General features: G+C 68.7%; 19 protein-coding genes and 1 tRNA gene. 10 read left to right on the top strand and 10 right to left on the bottom strand.

What is annotated here, in order from left to right:
* Window positions 1-34: 34 nt before the first annotated feature.
* Entirely contained in the window at window positions 35-841 is an 807-nt protein-coding gene (locus ACTJKY_RS04085; RefSeq protein WP_440844364.1) for an undecaprenyl-diphosphate phosphatase, read from the bottom strand.
* A 69-nt stretch (window positions 842-910) separates the two neighbouring features.
* The gene (locus tag ACTJKY_RS04080) at window positions 911-1,846 is read right to left on the bottom strand and encodes a complex I NDUFA9 subunit family protein (protein WP_440844363.1); all 936 of its coding nucleotides are present in this window, start codon (window positions 1,844-1,846) and stop codon (window positions 911-913) included.
* 147 nt (window positions 1,847-1,993) lie between these two features.
* Between ACTJKY_RS04080 and ACTJKY_RS04075 the strand changes: the two genes are divergently transcribed.
* A tRNA-Leu gene (locus ACTJKY_RS04075) sits at window positions 1,994-2,080 on the top strand.
* Window positions 2,081-2,227: 147 nt separating this feature from the next.
* Here the strand turns inward: ACTJKY_RS04075 and ACTJKY_RS04070 are convergent.
* A complete protein-coding gene (locus ACTJKY_RS04070; protein ID WP_440844361.1) occupies window positions 2,228-2,872 on the bottom strand; it encodes a hypothetical protein in 645 nt (214 codons plus the stop codon).
* A gap of 111 nt (window positions 2,873-2,983) precedes the next feature.
* On the opposite strand from ACTJKY_RS04070, the gene ACTJKY_RS04065 reads away from it, so the two are divergent.
* Window positions 2,984-3,655 (top strand): response regulator, encoded by a 672-nt coding sequence (locus tag ACTJKY_RS04065; protein WP_440844360.1) that lies wholly within the window; start codon window positions 2,984-2,986, stop codon window positions 3,653-3,655.
* Window positions 3,652-4,965, top strand: coding sequence for an ATP-binding protein (locus tag ACTJKY_RS04060; RefSeq protein WP_440844358.1), 1,314 nt, complete (start codon window positions 3,652-3,654; stop codon window positions 4,963-4,965). The genes ACTJKY_RS04065 and ACTJKY_RS04060 overlap by 4 nt, the downstream gene beginning before the upstream one ends.
* Here the strand turns inward: ACTJKY_RS04060 and ACTJKY_RS04055 are convergent.
* Window positions 4,962-6,002: a LacI family DNA-binding transcriptional regulator gene (locus tag ACTJKY_RS04055; protein ID WP_440844356.1), complete on the bottom strand. Its 1,041-nt coding sequence runs from the start codon at window positions 6,000-6,002 to the stop codon at window positions 4,962-4,964. The two genes, ACTJKY_RS04060 and ACTJKY_RS04055, sit on opposite strands and share 4 nt — an antisense overlap.
* A 130-nt stretch (window positions 6,003-6,132) precedes the next feature.
* On the opposite strand from ACTJKY_RS04055, the gene ACTJKY_RS04050 reads away from it, so the two are divergent.
* A complete protein-coding gene (locus ACTJKY_RS04050) occupies window positions 6,133-6,477 on the top strand; it encodes an L-rhamnose mutarotase (protein ID WP_440844354.1) in 345 nt (114 codons plus the stop codon).
* A 15-nt stretch (window positions 6,478-6,492) separates the two neighbouring features.
* On the opposite strand, the gene ACTJKY_RS04045 is transcribed toward ACTJKY_RS04050, so the two are convergent.
* The gene (locus ACTJKY_RS04045) at window positions 6,493-7,500 is read right to left on the bottom strand and encodes a zinc-binding alcohol dehydrogenase family protein (RefSeq protein WP_440844353.1); all 1,008 of its coding nucleotides are present in this window, start codon (window positions 7,498-7,500) and stop codon (window positions 6,493-6,495) included.
* A 59-nt stretch (window positions 7,501-7,559) separates the two neighbouring features.
* The gene (locus ACTJKY_RS04040; RefSeq protein ID WP_440844351.1) at window positions 7,560-8,390 is read right to left on the bottom strand and encodes an amidohydrolase family protein; all 831 of its coding nucleotides are present in this window, start codon (window positions 8,388-8,390) and stop codon (window positions 7,560-7,562) included.
* 148 nt (window positions 8,391-8,538) lie between these two features.
* On the opposite strand from ACTJKY_RS04040, the gene ACTJKY_RS04035 reads away from it, so the two are divergent.
* Both ACTJKY_RS04035 and ACTJKY_RS04030 read left to right on the top strand, forming a co-directional pair.
* The gene (locus ACTJKY_RS04035) at window positions 8,539-9,522 is read left to right on the top strand and encodes an SDR family oxidoreductase (RefSeq protein ID WP_440844350.1); all 984 of its coding nucleotides are present in this window, start codon (window positions 8,539-8,541) and stop codon (window positions 9,520-9,522) included.
* A gap of 38 nt (window positions 9,523-9,560) precedes the next feature.
* Entirely contained in the window at window positions 9,561-9,779 is a 219-nt protein-coding gene (locus ACTJKY_RS04030; RefSeq protein WP_440844348.1) for a hypothetical protein, read from the top strand.
* A 125-nt stretch (window positions 9,780-9,904) separates the two neighbouring features.
* Here ACTJKY_RS04030 and ACTJKY_RS04025 read toward each other — a convergent pair whose 3' ends face one another.
* Together ACTJKY_RS04025 and ACTJKY_RS04020 are read right to left on the bottom strand one after the other, a co-directional pair.
* Complete coding sequence (locus ACTJKY_RS04025; protein WP_440844347.1) at window positions 9,905-11,164, bottom strand: DUF445 domain-containing protein; 1,260 nt, start codon at window positions 11,162-11,164, stop codon at window positions 9,905-9,907.
* 37 nt (window positions 11,165-11,201) lie between these two features.
* Window positions 11,202-11,936, bottom strand: coding sequence for an SDR family NAD(P)-dependent oxidoreductase (locus ACTJKY_RS04020; protein ID WP_440844345.1), 735 nt, complete (start codon window positions 11,934-11,936; stop codon window positions 11,202-11,204).
* Between the two features lie 168 nt (window positions 11,937-12,104).
* Here ACTJKY_RS04020 and ACTJKY_RS04015 point away from each other — a divergent pair, with 168 nt between their 5' ends.
* A complete protein-coding gene (locus ACTJKY_RS04015) occupies window positions 12,105-12,392 on the top strand; it encodes a DUF1488 family protein (protein ID WP_440844344.1) in 288 nt (95 codons plus the stop codon).
* Window positions 12,389-12,658: a hypothetical protein gene (locus ACTJKY_RS04010; protein ID WP_440844342.1), complete on the top strand. Its 270-nt coding sequence runs from the start codon at window positions 12,389-12,391 to the stop codon at window positions 12,656-12,658. The genes ACTJKY_RS04015 and ACTJKY_RS04010 overlap by 4 nt, the downstream gene beginning before the upstream one ends.
* Window positions 12,659-12,877: 219 nt before the next feature.
* Here the strand turns inward: ACTJKY_RS04010 and ACTJKY_RS04005 are convergent, their stop codons facing one another.
* Together ACTJKY_RS04005 and gyrB are read right to left on the bottom strand one after the other, a co-directional pair.
* On the bottom strand, window positions 12,878-13,405 hold the full coding sequence (locus ACTJKY_RS04005; protein WP_440844340.1) for a hypothetical protein: 528 nt from the start codon (window positions 13,403-13,405) through the stop codon (window positions 12,878-12,880).
* A gap of 54 nt (window positions 13,406-13,459) precedes the next feature.
* Entirely contained in the window at window positions 13,460-15,952 is a 2,493-nt protein-coding gene (gyrB, locus tag ACTJKY_RS04000; protein ID WP_440844339.1) for a DNA topoisomerase (ATP-hydrolyzing) subunit B, read from the bottom strand.
* 92 nt (window positions 15,953-16,044) lie between these two features.
* Here gyrB and ACTJKY_RS03995 point away from each other — a divergent pair, with 92 nt between their 5' ends.
* Both ACTJKY_RS03995 and ACTJKY_RS03990 read left to right on the top strand, forming a co-directional pair.
* Window positions 16,045-17,040, top strand: a complete 996-nt coding sequence (locus ACTJKY_RS03995; RefSeq protein WP_440844337.1) for a ligase-associated DNA damage response exonuclease — start codon at window positions 16,045-16,047, stop codon at window positions 17,038-17,040.
* Between the two features lie 131 nt (window positions 17,041-17,171).
* On the top strand, window positions 17,172-17,660 hold the full coding sequence (locus ACTJKY_RS03990) for an SOUL family heme-binding protein (protein ID WP_440844335.1): 489 nt from the start codon (window positions 17,172-17,174) through the stop codon (window positions 17,658-17,660).
* The last annotated feature ends 47 nt before the right edge of the window (window positions 17,661-17,707 follow it).

Here is a 17,707-nt window from a genome sequence, read left to right as displayed (position 1 = left end):
CTGAAAATACAGCCATGAAAGGTCCGATTCGGCCTTAACGCATAGATAGCCAAATCAGTGCAGCGGTTCCCGCAACAATACGATAGAGCGCAAAGGGGGTGAAGCCATGCTTGCTCACGATCCCGACGAACCACTTGATTACGGCAAGTGCGACTACGAACGCGACGACAAACCCGACGCCGATCTCGCCCCAGCCCACGCCGCTGGTCGCCAACATCTCGCGGTTCTTGAGCAGCTCGAGCGCGGTGGCGCCGAGCATCGTGGGGATGGCGAGGAAGAAGCTGAACTCGGCCGCCGTGCGCCGCTCGACGCCGAGCGACAGCGCACCCATGATCGTCGCGCCCGAACGGCTGACCCCCGGCACCATCGCCAGGCACTGGACGAAGCCGATGCCGAGCACGCGCACCACCGGGATTTCGGCAATGCCGTGGATTGTCGCGGACTTGACCAGCCGCTCGATCACCAGGATCGCGACGCCGCCGACGATCAGCGCCCAGGCGACCACCTTGGGCGCACCGAGCAGTGCCTCGATATGCTTGTGGAGCGCGAGGCCGATCACAGCGGCGGGAATGAAGGCGATCAGCAGGTTGCGCACGAACCGGATGGACACGGGGTTGAGCTTCAGCAACCCGTCCAGCACCGCCCAGAAGGTGCGCCAGTACAGCACCACCACCGCCAGGATCGCGCCCAGCTGGATGACGACGTTGAACATCGCCCAGCGCGCCGAATCATAGCCCATCAGCTCGCTGGCGAGGATCAGGTGCCCGGTCGAGGAGACCGGCAGGAACTCGGTAACGCCTTCAACGATGCCGAGCAGGATCGCCACCAGCAGCGTGGTCATGGACAGACTCCTTCAGGGGGTCGCGCCGGGCGACCCCCTGCAAGGCGCCGCCCGGCAGGGGGAATGGGATTAGGCGGTCGCGCGGAAGCGGCTGAAGCGGCCGGCCTGGCGGAAGCGCACCAGCCAGCTCGGCGCCACCGTCGCCATCGGCGTGGGCTGCACGCCCAGCGCGGCGAGGCCCTCGGCACCCGCCGGCACGACATTGTCGGCTTGCAGCATCGCGAACTGGTCGCGCGTGATCGGCGTGCCCGGCAGCGACGCCACCAGGCTGGCCAGCGAATCGGGGAGTTCCACGAAGTGCGGCTTGCGGCCGATCGCGCCGGCGATCCAGTGGAGCAGCGCCGACATGCTCAGCACGTCCGGTCCGCCCAGCGTGTAGGTCTTGCCGCCATGCGCCGCCGGATCGGCCAGCGCTGCGGTGATCGCCTGGGCGACATCGGTCACGAACACCGGCTGGAACTTGGTCTCGCCCCGCACCACCGGCACGATGTTGAGCGGCGCACCCGCGATCATACCGGCGAAGCGATTCACGAACGCATCCTCGCGACCGAACACGATCGACGGACGCAGGATCGTGGCACCCGGGAAGGCAGCGAGCACCGCCTGCTCGCCAGCCGCCTTGCTGCGGCCATAGGCCGAGGGCGAACCGGCATCGGCACCGAGCGCCGAGATATGGACCAGCGCGCCGGCACCGGCGGCCTTCGCCGCCTCGGCAACGTTGCGCGCGCCCTGGACATGGACCTTGTCGAAGTCGCCCGACAGGATCCCGACGAAGTTCACCACCGCGTCGCTGCCCTGCAATGCGCGGGCGAGCGTCTCGGGCTTGGTGATGTCGCCGACAACGAGCTGGGTCTGGCCCAGATTGCCCTGGGTCTTGAGGAACCAGGCATCGCGCGGCTTGCGCTCGACGACGCGGACGCGCGCGCCGGCGGCGAGCAGCTCCTGCGCTACGTAGCGGCCGAGGAAGCCCCCACCGCCGATCAGGGTTACCAGCCTGTCCTTCATCTTCCGCCTCACTGCCTGCGCGAACCTTGCGGCCCCAATGCCGTGGGAAGGGCTAAACGGCAAGCGCGACGCGAAGTCCAACATTTTTCGAAAAAAGGTCGTTGACAGCCCCGCCGATCCTCCCCTAGAGGCGCCGGCCTACCCCGTGCCCAGATGGCGGAATTGGTAGACGCACCAGCTTCAGGTGCTGGCGATCGCAAGGTCGTGGAGGTTCGAGTCCTCTTCTGGGCACCACTTCTTCCCTTTTGGGGAAGAAGGCCAAAATCTAGATCTACCAACGATGTGGCGCTGTAGTCTTGTGACTGGCAGCGCTTCGTCGCGTTCGGCGTACAGGCGACGCGATGGCCCCCGCACCATCAGGTGCGAGGGCCGACGCGAGGCTCAGCGGCGGGCTGCGGCGCTGGGGGTCGGTGCGGGTGCCGGAGGCGGCGGGACGGCCGCACCGGGGGCCGGTGCAGCGCCTGCCGAGGGCGGCGGGGCTACCGCGCCTGCGGGCGGCGGCGGCACTGCGCCAGGGGCGGGCGGCACCGCGCCCAGTGGCGGAGGCGGCGGGGCGCCGGCACCCGGAGGCGGGGGCGGGGCGCCCGGCCCACCCGGCGGCGGGGGGGGCGGCGGACCATGCGGGCCACCTGGCGGGGGCGGCGGGGCGCCAACCGCCTGCACATTACCCTGCCCGTCGACGAGATAGGAGGCGTGCAGCTGGCCATCGAGATACCGCCCCTGCACCGTCAGCGCCGCGCCGGACTGCACGTCGGCAGCCCCCCGGCCGGCATCGACCAGCGTCCGCCCCGAACCATCCTGCAGCACGAAGCGATCGCCATAGGTCTCGGCAACGCGCCCCTTCACGGTCACGATGCCGCTGCTCTGCGCGAGCCTCGCTACCGCGGTCGGCGCCGTCGGCGCCATTTCCACGGTCGGGCGGGTGAGCTGCACCGCGCCTGCGCCGCCCGCGGCACCCAGTGCCAGCAGCGCTGCGGCCGCCACGGCAAGGCGATTGCGCGGCAGGGTGTTCTTCCAGTCGGTCATTCCATCAACTCCTCTTGGGTGTTCGATGGCACCGGTCTAGCGAGTCGCACCCGACTCCCGCTGAACCTCGCGGTTCAGTTTGGGTTTAAGCGGGGGAGCTAGGCGACGAGCATGCGGATCCTGCTGGTAGAAGACGACCCCGATCTCGGCCCCGCCATCGCACGGGCGCTGCGAGCGGAGCATTGCGCCGTCGACCTCGCCGCTGACGGCATCGACGCGCAGCATCTCGGCGAGACCGAAGCCTATGACGCGGCGGTGCTCGACCTGGGACTGCCGGGCAGGACCGGCGCCGAGATCCTCACCGCGTGGCGGGCGAACGGGCGCGCGCTGCCGGTGCTGGTGCTCACCGCACGCGAGGCCTGGGCGGACAAGGTCACGGCGTTCAAGGCGGGTGCCGACGATTATCTGACAAAGCCGTTCCGCGTCGAGGAGCTGATGATGCGGCTGCGCGCGCTGGTCCGCCGCGCCGCGGGCCATGCCCAGACCCGGATCGAATGCGGCCCGCTCGCCTTCGAGAGCCAGACCGGCCAGTTCGAGCTGGACGGGCTGCCGCTCAAGCTCACCGCGTTCGAATGGCGGGTGCTGTCGCAGCTGATCCTGCGGCGCGAGGTGGTGATAGAGCGGCTGGAACTGCTCGAGCGCGTCTATGAGGGCGACGCTGATGTGGATTCGAACAGCCTCGAGGTCATCATTGGCCGGCTGCGCCGCAAGATCGGCGCCGAGCGGATCGAGACGGTGCGCGGCCGCGGCTATCGGCTGACCTGCGGCGAGCAACCGGCATGACGCGCGGGTCGCTGCGCGCGCGGATGATGCTGTTGTCGGCGCTGGTCACGCTGGTGGCGCTGGGGCTCGCGGGGTGGACCATGGCGGGCGTGCTCGATCGGGTGGTGACCGGCGGGGTCGACCAGCGACTCGATTCGCAACTCGCCGTGCTGGCCAGTGCGGTGCGCCGCGACGGCAGCGTCGATCGCGACCGGCTGGCGGCACGGCAGGGTGCGCTTGCCGCGGGTCCCGGCTGGCGCTGGCGGATCGAAGGTCCGCGCGAGACACTCGGCAGCGCCGATTTCCCGACGCTGCGGCCGCCCTTCCCCGGCCCTGCCGAGGCCGTGCGGGCAGCGGGGCCGCCGACACCGCTCGACGGCGAGGATGCCAAGGGCCGCATTCATGCCCGGCGGCTGGTGGTGGAAAGCAGCGCCGGCACGGTAACGCTGACCGCCGCCGCCCCCGGTCGCGTGATCGGTCGGCCGATCCGCGATGCGCTGGTGCCGCTCGCCAGCGTGATCGTGCTGCTTGCGGCGATCTTTGCGGCGGCGGCCTGGGTACAGCTGCGATTCGCGCTGCAGCCGCTGGCGGCATTGGTCTCCCAGATCGGTGCGATCCGGCGCGGCGAACGCGCGGCAGTGGACGAAGCCCAGCCCGCGGAGCTGCAACCGCTTGCCACCGAGCTCAACGCCCTCGCCGCCGCCAATGCCGCGACGCTGGCGGCTGCGCGGCAATCGGCGGCCAACCTCGCCCATGCGCTGAAGACGCCCGTAGCGACGCTGGCACTCACGGTAGCACCCGACACTCCCGAAGCCGCGCAGGTCCGCCGGATCGAAGGGGTGATCCGCCATACCCTCGCCCGTGCCCGCGCCGCTGCGGTGAACCGGCGGGCGAGCACCGCGATCGCGCCCGTCGCGCGCGATGTGGGCGCCGTGCTGGGTACGCTCTACCCCGCCACGGCCATGCGGCTGGAGATCGCGGCGGACGCGCGGATCGCGATCGACGCGCACGATCTCGCCGAGATCCTCGGCAATCTGCTCGACAATGCCGCACGGCATGCCCGCAGCAGAGTCGTCGTATCGAGCGCTGCCGAGGCGCCGGACCACATCACCCTGACGATCGACGATGACGGCCCCGGCATCCCTGCCGACCACCGCGAGCAGGTGCTCCAGCCGGGCGTGCGCCTCGACGAAGGCCCGGCGGGCGATGGGTTCGGGCTGGCCATCGTTCGCGATCTGGTGGCACTGTACGGCGGCACGATGGCGCTGGAGGGTAGCCCCTTGGGTGGCCTGCGCGTGCGGCTCACCTGCCCCGACGGCACGACCGCCTAGCGACCCTTCGGCGGCGCGGCGGTGGAGCTGCGCTTGACGATTTCATGCTCCAGCACCCGATCGCGACGGGTCCGCGTCTTGGCCGATGCACCGCGCGCTTCGTCCGCCACCAGTGCCAGCGCCTCGGCAGCGAGGCGGCGCACCGGCTGGTGGATCGTGGTGAGCGGTGGCCACAAGGTCACCGCCGCCGTCGTATCGTCGAAGCCGACCACGGTGAGCTGGCTCGGCACGTCGAGCTGGCGGCGATGCGCGACCGAGACGATCGCGGCCGCCATGTCGTCGTTGCTGGCGAACACGGCGGTGGGCGGCGCAGGGCCATCGAGCAGCTGCTCGCCGGCGGCCAGCCCCGAGGCATAGCTGAAATCGCCCTGCACCAGCTGCACTCCGGCATCGGGGAAGTCGCGCATCGCATCCTCCACCCCGGCGCGGCGCTCGGCGCTCGCCGCCTGGTCGGGATTGCCGACGACGAAGCCCAGGCGGCGATGGCCGAGATCGAGCAGATGGCGCGTCATCTCATAGGCGGCGCGGCGGTCGTCGATCCGGACGCAGGTGGCGCCGGGCACATGATAGGCGCCGATCGCGGCGATCGGCACGCCGGCGTTCTTGAGCGTCCGCAGCACCACCGGCGCCTCGCCGAGCGGCGGGGCGAGCAGGATGCCGGACAGGCCCGAGGCCGCAAAGCGCGCCAGCTCCGCCTCGGCCGGCGGCCGCCCGCCCTCGCCCTTGAGGAGCACCAGTCGCGCGCCCCAGGTCGAGGCTTCCTCGAACACGCCGGTGAGCAGCTCGCTCATGAAGGCGGCGCTGGGATTGGAATAGACCACGCCGATGCGCAGCTCCGCCGAGGTGACCAGGCTGCGCGCGGCGACATTGGGGACATAGCTGAGCTCGGCGATCGCCTGCTCCACCGCCTCGCGCGTCGCGGCGCTCACCCCGCTGCGGCCGTTGATCACCCGCGACACGGTCATGGCGGAGACGCCCGCCTTCGCCGCCACGTCGATGATCGTCGCCCCCTGCACCGGCTTGCCCGCCTTCGCCACGTTTCTCTCCCTGCCCCCGGATTCGGCAGGACGTACGCGATGCGGGCGGATCGGAAAAGCCGCGATGCGGTGCCGGCTTGTGCCGACGCAGGCCGCAGCTATGCAGGCCCTCACGAAGGAGAGGGTTCCGATGCGCCACGTCCTGTTGCTCGATTTGAACGATGATCCGGAAGCGATCGCCGCCTATCGCCACTGGCACCGCCCGGGCGGGCCGCCCGCCGCCGTCACCCAGTCGATCCGCGACGCCGGCATCGAGGCGATGGAGATTTGGCACGCCGGCGACCGGCTGGTGATGGTGATGGAGACCGGCCCGAGCTTCGATCCGGAGGCCAAGCGCGCGCGCGACGCCGCCGATCCCGACGTCCAGGCCTGGGAAACGCTGATGGACGGCTTCCAGCGCCGGCTCGCCTTTGCCGCACCCGGCGTGAAATGGGTGCCCACCGAACAGATCTTCGCGCTCGCCGATCAGCCCTGACCGGCGAGCCCGCGGTCAGAAGGCGACAATCGCCTTCAGCACATGATCGGCCTCTTCGATCAGCGCGGGCAGGCGCTGGGGAAGGTCGTCGGCATCGACGCTGTGGGTGTGGAGCTTGTCGGTGGGCACGTCGCCCGAGCGGATCGCGGCGATTACCCGCTGGAAGTCGCTGGCGAGCGCGTTGCGGCTGGCGATCAGCACCGCCTCACGCTTGTGGAATTCGGGGTCGGCGAAGCTGAGGTCGCCGGGCGCCACGCCGACCAGCAGCAGCGCGCCGCCATGGCCGACGAAATCCAGGCTGCGACGCATCGCCGGCAGCGAGCCGGTGGCGTCGATCACCACGTCGAACCCGTCGCCGTTGGTGCGGGCCGCCAGCCGTTCCGCCAGACCTTCGTCAGCGACTTCGCCGTCGAGGCCGAGCTGTTCGCGCGCAAAGGCGAGCCGCTGGGCGCGCTGGTCGACCAGGGTGACGTCGAAGCCGTCGAGCCGCGCGAACAGCGCGCTGGCGATGCCGATCGGGCCGGCGCCGACCACCAGCATCCGCCCCTCGCCGTCTTTGGGCACGCGCGACACGGCGTGGGCGCCGATCGCGAGGAACTCGATCATCGCCGCCTGGTCGACGCTCAGCCCCTCGGCATCGATCACCGCGCTGGCCGGGACCACCAGCAGATCGGCCATGCCGCCGTCGCTGTGGACGCCGAGCACGCGGATATTGACGCAGGCATTGGGCTTGCCCTTGCGGCAAGCGACGCAGTGGCCGCAGGCAAGGTACGGGTTGATCGCCACGGTCTGGCCGAGCGCTAGTGTGGTACCCTCTCCCAGCGCGACCACTTCGCCGCCGAGCTCATGCCCCATCACGCGCGGATATTGCAGGAAGGGGTGGCGACCGGCGAAGATATGATAGTCGGTGCCGCACAGGCCGACGCGGTGGATGCGGATCAGCACCTCGCCCGGGCCAGGCGTGGGGGCCTCGCGCTGGATCTGGGTCAGCTCGAACGGCGCGTTGCAGAGGATGGTACGCATGGCATGGTCTCCTGTCCAAGCCCTGCCATGACCGTTCGCATATATGCAAGCCGGTTTTCCTAAGCGCTAAATTCCAGGGCGTAGGCGCGGACCGCGTTGCCGCCGAATACCGCCGCTTCTGCTGCCGGGCAATCGCGCGCGACATAGTGGGCGATGAGGTCCTGCGTGTCGGCATAGCGGCCGGCCAGTTCGCAGACCGGCCAGTCCGAGCCCCAGAGGATGCGATCGGGGCCGAAGCAGGCGAAGACATGGTCGAGATAGCGCTCGAAATCGCCCTGCTGCCAGTCGCGCGCGGCCTCGGTGATCAGGCCGGAGACCTTGCAGAACAGGTTCGGGTAGCGCGCGGCGGCGGCGATCTGGTCGGCCCAGGGCTGCCAGGCGCCCGCGGCGATGTTCGGCTTGGCGGCATGGTCTAAGATCAGCCGGCCCTCGCCGACGCGATCGAGAAAGGCGGGCACGCTGCCGAGCTGCGCAGCGTTGACCAGCACGTCGTAGCTCAGCCCCGCCGCGAGCACCGCGCGAACCCCCGCGACGAACGCATCGCCCAGCAGGAAATCGGCATCGGCCTCATCCTGCACGACATGGCGATAGCCGAGGATCGGCCCCGCCGGCCGCGCGGCGATCCGGTCGGCGATGTCGGGCGCGCGCAGGTCGATCCAGCCGACCACGCCGGCGATCCGCGGCTGGCGGGCGGCGCAATCGAGAAGGAAAGCGGTTTCCGCCTCGCTTTGCCGGGCCTGTACCGCGATGGCATGATCGATGCCGGAGGCCTGCATCTCGCGGGCGAGATCGTCGGGACCGAAGTCCCGCGCGATGGCGCTGCCGGTTTCGATCCAGCCAAACGCTTCGGGGGTATAGTGCCAGAGGTGGTGGTGGGCATCGATCCGCATGCCCCTGCATAGCCCACCACGGCGCGTTTCGGGAAGCGCTGCGGCCGGCGCGGCAAGGCTTTGTTTTGAAGGGCTTGCAACCGCTGCCCCGCAATCCGGTTAGTCCAGCGAGCGGCCTCGCCCGCACCTTCTGTCCCGGAGACCGTCCATGGCGAACAGCCAATCCCCCCGCACTGCCGTTATTACCGGCGCCTCGAGCGGCATCGGCCGCGCCACCGCCGAGCTTTTCGCCGAAAACGGCTGGCGGCTGGTGCTTGCAGCGCGCGACGCCGAGGCGCTGGAGGCGCTCGCCACGGACCTGCGCGCGCGCGGCGCGGCGATCGCGGTCGTGCCGACCGATATCGGCGACAATGCCGCGGTGCTGGCGCTCGCCGAGGCGGCGCAGGCGTTCGGCGGTACCATCGACCTGTGGTTCGCCAATGTCGGCGTGGGCGCGGTCGGGCGGTTCGAGGAGGTGCCGATCGAGGCGCACGAGCAGGTGCTGCGCACCAACCTGCTCGGCCATCTCTATGAGGCGCATGCGGTGCTGCCGATTTTCCAGCGCCAGGGCCGGGGCGTGTTCGTCAACATGATCTCGATGGTCGGCTTCGCCGCCGCGCCGCTGGCCGCCGCCTATTCGGCGAGCAAGTTCGGGCTGAAAGGTCTGTCCGAGGCATTGCGGGCCGAACAGGCAGCGCATCCGCACATCCATATCTGCGATGTCTATCCGGCGCTGGTCGACACCCCCGCGCTCGACCATCCGGCCAACTATACCGGCAAGGCGATCCATCCGCCGCTGCCGCTGGTCGATCCTCGGCGGGTGGCGGCGGCAGTGGTGCGCCTCGCCGATCATCCGCGCGCGACGACGATCGTGGGCGCGCAGACCTGGCCCGCGCGGATCGGCCATGCGCTGGCGCCGACGCTGAGCCTCAAGATCATCGACCGCTGGTTCGAGGGCTATTTCGCCCAGGCGCGGCCGGCGGCAGTGACGTCGGGCAACCTGTTCCAGCCGCCGGGCGACCGGCCCCGCATCAACGGCGGCTTCCGCAAGCCGGTGACGCGCCGACTGCCGTTGCTGCTGGCCGGCGGGACATTGCTGGCGCTGGGCGGTGCCGCGCTGCTCCGCCGTGCATCGCGGACGGAACCAAGCTAGGCTATGTTCGTCGCCTGGACGTTGAGAGAGGAATGCCGATGACGACCAATCCGACGCGCGACCGTACCGACACCGAACGCCACGCCCACCAGGTCGACACGCAGGGTGCCCCGCCGCGCGACGGGCGCGTGGATGCGCTGGCCGGCGAGGACCCGGACGGCATCCCGATGACGGGGGAGGAAGACCCGTTCGTCGAAGCGGAGCAATTGCCCGCCGCAACCGGCGACGACGCGGAAGCGGAAGCGCATCCGTCGTAGCGACCCTTAGCCCCTCCCCTTCAGGGGAGGGGTTGGGGTGGGGCAGTGTCTCACCGAGACCAACCCACGTTCTGGAATCCCTCCACCCCAACCCCTCCTCCAAGGAGGAGGGGCTTAAGAATAGGTCACAGCACCACATCCACCGCGTGGATCGCCACGCCAACCAGCCCGCCGACCACGGTGCCGTTGATCCGGATATATTGCAGATCCCGCCCCACCGCATTCTCCAGCCGCGAGGTGACCGTCTGCGCATCCCAGCCGCGGATCGTGTCGGAGACCAGCCGGACGATGCCGTCGCCATAGTCCGACGCCGCCCCCACCGCGGCGCGCCGCACGAAGCGGTTGATCGTCCGCGCGAGCCTGGCGTCGGTCTGCAGCGTGCCGCCGAACTGGCGCAGCGCCTCGCCCATCCGACCGCCAAGCGCCCGCTCGGGATCGCGCGCCAGCCGCAGCATCGCCGCGCGGCTCTGCTCCCACAGCCCCTCCACCCAGCGCTGGAAGCCTTCGTTCTCGAGCATCTCGAGCTTGAAGCTCTCCACTTTCGCCTGCAGCTCGGGATCGTTCTGGAGACGGTCGGCAAGGCTCTCCAGCCCCTCCTCCACCTTGGCGCGGACGGGGTGCTCGGGATTCTCCGCCATCTCGTCGATCAGCTTCTTCAGCCCCTCGATGATCTTGGTCGCCAGCGTCTCGTCGAGTCCCGTCCAGCGCATCACCGATCCGGCGCGGGCATGGACCATCTCGCGGATCAGATGCTCGTTCGCCTCCAAGATGCGCGCGGCGCCTCGGATCAACGAATCGAGCAGCGGCAAATGGCGTCCATTGGCGATCGCCGCCGCCAGTGCCTGGCCGAACAACGGCGCGACATCGATCGCGCGCAGCCGGGAAGCGACGGCACCCTTCACCATCCCGCCCAGCCGCTCCTGATCGAGCGATTCGAGGATGTTCGCCGCCAGCCGCGAGGCACCCGCGCCGATCCGGCCGGTGCCATGCGACGGCGACGCGAGCCAGCGCCCCGCCGCGCCCGCCACGTCGAGCCGCTGCATCCGCCGCGCCACCACGCGCGGGATCAGGAAATTGGCGCGGAGGAACTGGCCGAGCGTGTCGGCAATGCGATCCTTGTTGCGCGGGATGATCGCAGTGTGCGGGATCGGCAGGTGGAGCGGGTGGCGGAACAGCGCGGTCACCGCGAACCAGTCGGCCAGCCCGCCCACCATCGCCGCCTCGGCAAAGGCGCGCACGAACGGCAGCGCGGGGTGCAGCCCCTGGAAATGGCGGGCGGCGAGGAACAGCGCCGCCATCGCCAGCAGCAGCCCGGTCGCGACCATCCGCATCCGGCGCAGGCCGGCGGGCGGAGGGTCTTGGCGGAGTCTGGGGGTAAGGCTCATGACCGGTGCAACGCTGCGAAGGCCCCGCGCGCTCCGCTCAGCCCTCGCGATGGACCGCGAAGGGGCCGTTGGCCTGGTTCACCGGCATCAGCTCCAGCGTGTTGACCGCGAAGTGCGGGGGCAGCGTCGCCACCCACAGCATCGTCTCGGCAATATCCTCGGCGGTCATCGGATTGACGCCCGCATAGACCTTGTCCGATGCATCCTGGCTACCGGTGCGGACCAGGGTGAACTCGGTCTCGACCATGCCCGGCTCGATCGAAGTGACGCGCACGCCGGTGCCGATCAGGTCGGCGCGCAGGTTGAGCGTGAACTGGCGGACGAACGCCTTGGTCGCGCCGTACACATTGCCGCCCGGATAGGGATAGGTCGCCGCGACCGACGACAGGTTGATGATGCCGCCCTTGCGCGCAACCAGGCCCGGCAGCAGCTTGTGCGTGATCGAGACCAGCGCCGTCACATTGGTGTCGATCATCGTGCGCCAGTTATCGAGCGAGGCCTTTTGTGCCGGCTCCAGCCCCAGCGCGAGGCCGGCATTGTTGATCAGCAGGTCGATCTCGGAAAAAGGCGCGGGCAGGCTGTCCAGCGCGGCGTCGCGCGCGGCTTCGTCGCGGATGTCGAAGGCGAGGGTGTGGACGCGCTCGCCGACGAGCTTCTCCAGTCGATCGGCGCGGCGGCCGGTCGCCACCACGTGCCAGCCAGCATCGGCAAAGGCGCGGACCGAAGCTTCGCCGATCCCGGCAGTGGCGCCGGTGATGAGTACGGTAGGCATGGCAACTCCTGGAATGACGTTTCGTTTGTCTATACGCGCACGCAGGCGGTTTGGATCAGCTTTTTGCGAGGGGCGCCGCAACCACGCCGTAGCCGGGGAGAACGACCGGCCGCTCGGAACTCCGCCCATGCTCGTGCAGTTTCGATCCCTAGCAACGGAGTATATGGCATGGCCGCGCAGCAGCTGGAAATCGACGACACCACCCTGTTCGACAATCTCGACGATCGCCAGCTCGAGTTCGGCGGCGAGGTCGACGGCGACGCGTATCAGTTCGCGGTGCAGTACAGCGTCCTCGAGGCACTGAGCGGCAGCCAGCCCGACGGCGATGCCGAAGAGACCTTCCGCCGCTATCGGGGCGCGATCCTGCAAGCCGCCCTCGCCGCGCTCGCCAACGGCCCCGACCGGCCGATCATCGTGATCAGCGAAAGCGACCTCGACCGCGAGGTCCGCGCATGACCGAGGCACGCTGGGGCGACGGCGCCAAGAACCCGCCGATCGACTGGGCGATGAGCGCGGCGCTGGAGAATGTCGTGCGCGGCGGCGGCGACATCGCCGAGGTCACCAATCTGGGCGACGCAGTGCGCGCATGGCGCGAGCTGGACCCCGACCACCGCGCGCATGCCGTGCTGATCCTGGACCATCCGGTGCACATGGATGGCGCGGCGGCCAATCGCTTCGAAGGCGAAGGCATCGCGGCGCTCGCCGAGCGGCTTGCCGATTAAAGCGGCGTCCGTGTCCATCTCCCTCTCCCGCTTGCGGGAGAGGGCCGGGGTGAGGGTGAGTCGAGCGAAGGATAGGGCCGCATCCGCCCCACACACCCTCACCCTTCCGCCGCCTGACGGCGGCTCCCTCCCTCTCCCGCAGGCGGGAGAGGGAAAGCACGGCCGGTATGCATGGACCCAGTGGGCTGAAAGTGAGTGGGAAGACGGCGTCGAGAAAGACTAGATTTTCAACAGGGACGAGACCTCGGAGAGGTGTTCGATTCCCATTTCTCGGCCAAGCGCGATCCCGAGCGGCAGAACCCAAAACGGCGAGTCTGAATCAAATGGCGCAGGCGAATTGCTGAGATTGTAAAGCGTCTTCGCGCAAATTTCCTCAAAGGAATATTGAGCCTTCAACGCTTTGTCGTGGCGCTTTTCGGCCTGGAGCATCTTCTGCCGAACATCTTGAAACAGCGCATGGGCCGTTTCCCATTTCCCACGATTTGAGGCGGTCTCAATCAATCGACGAAGGGTGTCTCGATCTTGGCATAAACCTTCAAAAACGCCCAACATCTCTAGCATGGCAGTAATGATGTCGGTTGGATGGGTTCGCATCCGCCGATCATACTGGAAAGAGCGACGTCCGCTACAGGGGCGTGAGCGCATCCCGCTTTGTGACTCTCCGGCCCGGATCGCTAACAACAGAGGGGATCGAGCCGCTTCCGCGAACACTGCGAAGGGGCGGGTAAAAGCCGAAACCGACTTCAACCGCCCCCCTCGCTGGTACGGTACCCCCTGGCCGGCCGCCCGCCACGCTCCCGATCAGACGTCGAGATTCGCCACGCTGAGCGCATTCTCCTGGATGAAGTCGCGGCGCGGTTCGACCACGTCGCCCATCAGCTGGGTGAAGATCGCGTCGGCCACGTCGGCTTGGTCCACCGCCACCTGCAGCATCGAACGGTTCTGCGGATCGAGCGTGGTCTCCCACAGCTGCTCCGCGTTCATCTCGCCGAGACCCTTGTAGCGCTGGATCGCCAGGCCCTTGCGCCCGAAGGCGAGGATGGCGTCGAGCAGCTGCGACGGGCGCGACACCAGGCTCTCGCCCTTGCCGACCGCGACCGGCGCCTCGTCCTCGGGCACCGGCGCGTCCACGTCGGTCGCAAGGCCCTTGTTGGAGACGAGCTTCGAGGGCGTGAGATACGCCGCCGCCTGCTCGCTCGCCAGCGTGTGCAGCTTGCGCGCCTCGGCCGAGACGAGGAAGTTCGCCTCGACGATGTGGTGGTCGGTCACGCCGCGCCACAGCCGCTCGAAATGATAGCCGCCATCCTCGGTGATGCGCGCGCTCCACCGGGCTTCGGTATCGGCGGCGTCGAGGCGGTGGACGACCGTCTTCAGCTCCTCCGCATGCCGCTCGCGGCTCACCGACGGGTCGAGCGCGCCGCCCAGCGCCAGCGATTCGATGATCATCGGGTCGTAGCGACGCGGCACGTAGCGCATGAGGGTACGCATGCGGCGGGCATGCTCGACCAGCGTACGCAGATCCTCGCCCGAGCGCTGGCTGCCATTGGTGTCGAGCACCGTGCCGCCCACGCCGGCATCGACCAGATACTGGTCGAGCGCGGCATCGTCCTTCAGATACACCTCGGACCGGCCCTTGGTCGCCTTATACAGCGGCGGCTGCGCGATATAGAGGTGCCCGTTGGTGATGATCTCGGGCATCTGGCGGTAGAAGAAGGTCAGCAGCAGCGTGCGGATGTGCGCGCCGTCCACGTCTGCGTCGGTCATGATGACGATCTTGTGGTAGCGCAGCTTCTCGATGTTGAAATCGTCGCGGATGCCGGTGCCGAGCGCGGTGATGATCGTGCCGATTTCGCGGCTGGCGAGCATCCGGTCGAAGCGCGCGCGCTCGACGTTGAGGATCTTGCCGCGCAGTGGCAGGATCGCCTGGAAGTGGCGGTCGCGGCCCTGCTTGGCCGATCCGCCGGCCGAGTCACCCTCGACGAAGAAGAGTTCGGACTTGGCGGGATCGCGCTCCTGGCAGTCGGCGAGCTTGCCGGGCAGGCTCGCGATGTCCATCACGCCCTTGCGCCGGGTGAGCTCGCGGGCGCGCTTGGCGGCCTCGCGCGCGGCGGCGGCGTCGATCACCTTCTGGATGATCTGCTTCGCGACGGCGGGATTTTCCTCCAGCCACTCGGCCAGCTTGTCGGCCATCAGGCTTTCGAGCGGCTGGCGGACTTCGGAGGAGACCAGCTTGTCCTTGGTCTGGCTGCTGAACTTGGGGTCCGGCAGCTTGACCGAGACGATCGCGGTAAGCCCCTCGCGCATGTCGTCGCCGGTGAGGGAGACCTTCTCCTTCTTCAGCATCCCCGACTTGTCGGCATAGTTGTTGAGCGTGCGGGTCAGCGCCGCGCGGAAGGCCGCGAGGTGGGTACCTCCGTCGCGCTGCGGGATGTTGTTGGTGAAGGCGAGGACATTCTCGTAATAGCTGTCGTTCCACTCCAGCGCGACGTCGATCGTCACGTCGTCGCGGGTGCCGCTGATCGCCACCGGTTCGGGCATCAGCGCAACCTTGTTGCGATCGAGATACTGGACGAACGCAGCGATGCCGCCTTCGTAGAACAGGTCGATTTCCTTCACTTCCTCGTGCCGCGCGTCGCGCAGCTTCAGGCGCACGCCCGAATTGAGGAAGGCGAGCTCGCGGTAACGGTGCTCAAGCTTCTCGAAGTCGTACTCGGTGATCTTGAACGTCGTCGGGCTGGCGAGGAAGGTGACGCGCGTTCCCTTCTTGCCGTTCGCCGGGCCGATCACCTTGAGCGGCGCTTCGGCATCGCCGTGGCGGAAGCGCATGTAATGCTCCTCGCCGTCGCGCCAGATGTTGAGATCGAGCCACTCGCTGAGCGCGTTCACCACGGACACGCCCACGCCGTGCAGACCGCCCGAGACCTTGTAGGCATTGGTATCCGAGGTGTTCTCGAACTTGCCCCCCGCGTGGAGCTGGGTCATGATCACTTCGGCGGCGGACACGCCCTCTTCCGAGTGGATGCCGGTCGGGATGCCGCGGCCGTTATCCTCGACCGAAACCGATCCGTCCGGATTGAGCGTGATCAGGATCAGGTCGCAATGCCCGGCCAGCGCCTCGTCGATCGCGTTGTCGGAAACCTCGAACACCATGTGGTGGAGGCCCGAACCGTCGTCGGTGTCGCCGATATACATGCCGGGGCGCTTGCGGACCGCGTCGAGGCCCTTGAGAACCTTGATGGAATCTGCGCCGTACTCGTTCGCGTTGGGATCGTTCGTCTTCGGAGTGTCTGCCATGCCGAGGATATAGGGATTCGGGCCACGAAACGAAAGCAAAATGGGCAGTTGCGCGCCTCGCAATCGGGGGCGGCGATCCCATATCGGCCGCCATGGCGCTCGGCAGCTGGCTCACCCCCGATCCTTGCGGGATCTACCTTCCGGAAGCGGATGCGTGGATCGACCCGTCCAAGCCGGTCGCGCGGGCGGTCATCACCCATGGCCATGCCGATCACGCCCGCGGCGGGCATGGCGAAGTATGGGCGACGCCGGGCACGCTGGCGATCATGGCGGCGCGCTACGGGCCGCAGAACGGGCGGCCGGTCGGCTATGGCGAGAGCATCACGCTCGGCCCGATCGAGGTGGGCTTCGTCCCCGCCGGCCACGTGCTGGGCTCGGCGCAAGTGGTGCTGGATCATGCCCGCGAGCGCATCGTGGTGTCGGGCGACTACAAGCGCCGCCCCGATCCCACCTGCACGCCCTTCCAGCCGGTGAAGTGCGACGTGTTCATCACCGAGGCGACCTTCGGCCTGCCGGTGTTCCGCCATCCCGAGACCACCGACGAGATTGATAAGCTGCTGACCGCGCTGCGCACCGAGCCCGAGCGCTGCGTGCTGGTCGGCGCCTATGCGCTCGGCAAGGCGCAGCGGGTGATCGCCGAGCTGCGGGCGATGGGCTTCGACGATCCGATCTATCTCCACGGCGCGCTCCAGGCGCTGTGCGACCTCTATGTCGAGCACGGCGTGGCGCTGGGCGAGCTGCGCCCCGCCACGGGTCTGCCCAAGAAGGAACTGGAGGGGCGGATCATCCTCTGCCCGCCGGGCGCGCTCAACGATCGCTGGTCGCGGCGGCTGCCCGATCCGATCACCGCGATGGCGAGCGGCTGGATGCGGGTACGCCAGCGTGCCCGCCAGCGCAATGTCGAGCTGCCGCTGATCCTCTCCGACCATGCCGATTGGGACGAGCTGACCCGCACCATCGAGGAACTGACCCCGCGCGAAGTGTGGGTGACACATGGCCGCGAGGATGCGCTGGTACATTGGTGCAGGCTCCGGCAGATACGCGCCCGCGCGCTCGATCTTTCCGGGTTCGAGGACGAAGACGATTGAAGGAGTTTTGGTGATGGCGAAGGGCAAGACCTGGGCCTGGGTAGGCGGCCTGCTGGGCGGCGCGGTGGTCGCCGGTGCGGCGGCCTATTACGCGTTCGAGAAGGCGAGCGAACAGCCCCCCCTTCACGCTGGTGGAAAAGGACGGCGCCTTCGAGATCCGCGACTATCCCGAGCTGGTGGTGGCGGAAACCCGCGCGATCGGCACCCGCGAGGCGGCGCTGAACGCGGGCTTCTCGCGATTGGCTGATTATATCTTCGCCAAGCGCCGCGGCGACAATGGCGGCAGCGGCGGCGAGAAGATTGCGATGACCGCCCCGGTGCTCAGCACCAAGCAGGACGCCAGTTGGCGGACGCAGTTCGTGATGCCGTCCAAGTTCACCCTCTCTACGCTGCCCAAGCCCTCGGACAATGTCGACCTCGCCACCCGCCCGGCCCGGCGCGTGGCGGTGCTGCGCTTCGCGGGCTCGCCCGACGATGCGGCGCTGGAGAAGCGCGAGGCCGAGCTGCGCAGCTGGCTGGCGGCCAAGGGGTTGAGCGGCGGCGCGGTGGAATATGCCTTCTACAACTCGCCCTTCATCCCCGGCCCCTTGCGCCGCAACGAAGTGCTGATCGCGCTGTAACCTTTGGGGGTGGGAGGCGACGCTTACCGCCACCCCAACCGTCATCC

Origin of the sequence: Sphingomonas sp. 22176 (assembly GCF_052045505.1) — a bacterium.
Taxonomy (GTDB): domain Bacteria; phylum Pseudomonadota; class Alphaproteobacteria; order Sphingomonadales; family Sphingomonadaceae; genus Sphingomonas.
The sequence above is the reverse complement of the archived record's forward strand: the minus strand, read 5'-3'. Positions and strand labels throughout refer to the sequence as shown.